The organism is Bacillus sp. AY2-1, assembly GCF_008368965.1.
In the GTDB taxonomy this organism is placed as follows: Bacteria; Bacillota; Bacilli; order Bacillales; family Bacillaceae_G; genus Bacillus_A; species Bacillus_A thuringiensis_S.
Genome location: NZ_QPEL01000210.1, coordinates 1 through 3,285, shown reverse-complemented (window position 1 = coordinate 3,285; position 3,285 = coordinate 1). Strand labels below are relative to the sequence as shown.

The window sequence follows — 3,285 nt, the reverse complement described above, 5'->3', positions numbered from 1 at the left end:
ATTTATAATAACAAATTATTAAAGTCTCAAATAACTTACTCCCCCTATTGTTAATTATTTTCAAATACAAAAATTTATTATCTTAAGAATGAAAAACAATAAATATAGTAAAAAATCATCTAACAATTGTTTAAAGGTCAGGAGAGAAAAAATGAACAAAATAAAAATGAGAAATTTCTTTAAAATTAGTATCCTTACTTGTATTACACTAGCAAGTTTAAGTACACCATCTACTATTTTAGCTAATAGTCATCCAGGTTACTCCTATGAATCCAATATAGGGTATCAAAATCCATCGTGGATGGCGAAAATAGAAGATTCAACAAAAATAAGTGAAATATCTATTCCAGGGACTCACGGTACAATGGCTTTACATGGAGCAAGTTTTATTGATGAAAATTTGACAAGAAATCAAACTATGAGTTTATCCCAACAATTAAATTCCGGAATTCGATATGTAGATATGCGTGTTAAACGTGTAAAAGATTCTTTTGCAATGTATCATGGTGTTGTAAATCAAAAAGCTGTGTTTGAAGATGTATTGAAAGAGACCATTCAATTTTTAAAAGCTCATCCAACAGAAACAATATTAATGCGCTTAAAAGAAGAAACTACTCCTGAAAATGGATCTCTATCATTTGAGGAGATATTTTTAAAATACAAAAACGTTAATGCTTCATATTTTTGGGATCCTAATTCCGTACAAACTTCAGATAGAAATAATCCTACTTTAGGAGATACCCGCGGGAAAATTGTAATCTTACAAAACTTTACATCCACTCAATTGTACGGGATTGATTACGAAGGTTTGAATATACAAGATAAATTTGAAATTGGAAGCGGACCAAACGAAATATACACAAAATGGATTGCGATAAAAAACCATCTACAAAATACAAATACTAACTTTAATAATGGAAAAATTTACCTCAATTATTTTAGTGGTACGGGGGGCGCAGCCGCATTTTTAAATAATGTATATCCTTGGTTTGTTGCAAGCGGAAAAGAAGGCAGAAATACTGACAGTAGTCCTAAATTGATTCAAACGAATTCCACTAATGCGTGGAGTGATTTCCCTCGCGATAGAAACGGACAAGTATACTATGGGGGGATGAATATACTTGGGACCGAACTCTTACAACAAGGCGCAATTAAACATTCTGGTATCATCGCAGCTGATTTTCCTGGTCCAGGTTTAATTGATAGTATCATTAAATTAAATGGTATACATTCAAATGAAAAAGAAATATTAATTTCGCAAATAGCATCTGAATCTAGTCCTTTATCAGGGCAACAAAATCGATCCAGCCAAAACTTTAAAATTGATAGTTTACCTGTAGGTACAAAAGAATTAAAATGGGTTATTGAGCCTTCAGAAAAAGATTATCCTTCTACTATTTCTTTCAATGTAATGATTGATGTTTCCCTGGGAATAGATTCCACTCGTTGGAAAAATATTTCACATGAATCTACGACTGAAGCTTACACAAATACTAAATATTATATTGCAAGTCCAATTGGTGCCACTAGCAAATTCACAGTGAAAATTTACGCTATTACAAATTAGAAAAAAAGAATCCCAATGGAATTCCATTGGGATTCTTTTTTTAATTTCATTTCGTAAACATTAGGATAGCGATTAAATTTTATCCCGCGTTAACGGGCGCCCGTAAAAGCCCGATTGGTGAGGGCTGATAATCAGTGGGGGATGAACAAAACCTCCACTGATTACAGTTTCACTTTATTAACATATCATTTAATCCATTAGATAATTATATTTGGAACAGCCCTTAATTTTTAAAGAGCAATCCAAAATTGTAAACTATCTTTTTCAGCTTATCATTTATTCAAAACTGGCTTCCAAAGCGATAAAGCAAAAATCCAATTTGAGTCGCCATTTCCTTGATGATTTTGAACCGCTTCGTACACTTTCCCCTCATGTACTACTCTATCACCTTTAGTATATGCTTTTCTTGCATCCCATTTTTCATATGCGGAATTCTCTGACTTTGTTGTTACATTCAAAACATCACTTCTACTAGATTCATTTCCAGCTAAATCAACTGCCGTCACTACATAATTATACGATGTATTAGCCTTCAAATCTTTATCCATAAAGGATGTATTAGCCGCTGTTCCAATTTTATTCATAACCCCAGCGCTTTCTCTATATACAATATAATGGTCAACACCTACATTATCTTCTGACGGACTCCACATTAAATCAACAGTTGTCGATGTTGTACCCATACTATGTAATCCTTTTGGTTGAGTTGGAGCCTCCATATCGGGGATTGTATGTGTTGTCTTAACCTTCAGTTTTTCACTATCTTTTGATATGTTTCCAGCAGAGTCTAATGCCTTTATTGTATAAGTATATTCCGTATCTGCTTTTAATTTTTTATCAATAAAAGTTGTACCTGGTACCGTATCAATTACTTCTCCATTACGTAACACTTGATATTCTTTTACACCTATATTATCAGTGGAAGCCTTCCATGTTATTTCAACACTATTGGCAGAAACTTTAGAGGCATTTAATTCAGTTGGTTGACTTGGAGCTACTGTATCAGGAGTTTCATTATTTACTAAATTTACATCAACTACATTATAAAAAGCATTTGACGTATCTGCTACATCCCATACAGCTAAAATAACATGATAACCATTACGATCAGTTGGTACATTAATTGTATGTGTTAAATTATTTGATGCAGCCGAACCGTCATGTTTCACAGTTCCAATTGGTTCTAATTCAGCACGTGTTAATGGTTTGTTAGGATCCCATCCCTTTTTTGTAATGTAATAATGCCATTTACTTGTAGAATGTGCTGCTGTATATTTCCATGTAAATGTATTTACTCCACCTTTAATTGTGTTTTTGAACCAACGATTTGATGTTTGTTGGTCAAGAATACCTCCAAACAACCCTCCTGCCGAAGCGATTTTCCCATCAATCGGTCCACTATCTGGAAATCCTTTAGGTGCTTCTAGACTTTGAGGTTCGTACATTACATTTCCACAATTTAAATTTAATACCCCATAATTCTGACTACATAAAGCAGCACGACTACTCGGCTTTTCAACAAACCCATGTGCATACGCACTTTGAGGAGCCATTGTGATTGCCGTCATGCCTGCAGCCAAAACACAAGCACCAATCCCCTTTTTACTTGTTCTTAATCTTTCCAATTTAGATGTTAATTTCAATTTCATTTTTGTCCCCCCAATATATTGCTTTCGCTAATATAATAGCAATATAAGGATAAACGAACAAATCATCAA

Annotated in this window: 2 protein-coding genes; one reads left to right on the top strand and one right to left on the bottom strand. The window is 33.5% G+C overall.

The features are described 5' to 3' along the window. Positions 1-151 precede the first annotated feature (151 nt). The gene (locus DN403_RS28860; RefSeq protein ID WP_001033596.1) at positions 152-1,567 is read left to right on the top strand and encodes a phosphatidylinositol-specific phospholipase C; all 1,416 of its coding nucleotides are present in this window, start codon (positions 152-154) and stop codon (positions 1,565-1,567) included. Positions 1,568-1,839: 272 nt separating this feature from the next. On the opposite strand, the gene DN403_RS28855 is transcribed toward DN403_RS28860, so the two are convergent. Then, positions 1,840-3,216, bottom strand: a complete 1,377-nt coding sequence (locus tag DN403_RS28855) for a lytic polysaccharide monooxygenase (protein ID WP_000769022.1) — start codon at positions 3,214-3,216, stop codon at positions 1,840-1,842. Positions 3,217-3,285 lie beyond the last annotated feature (69 nt).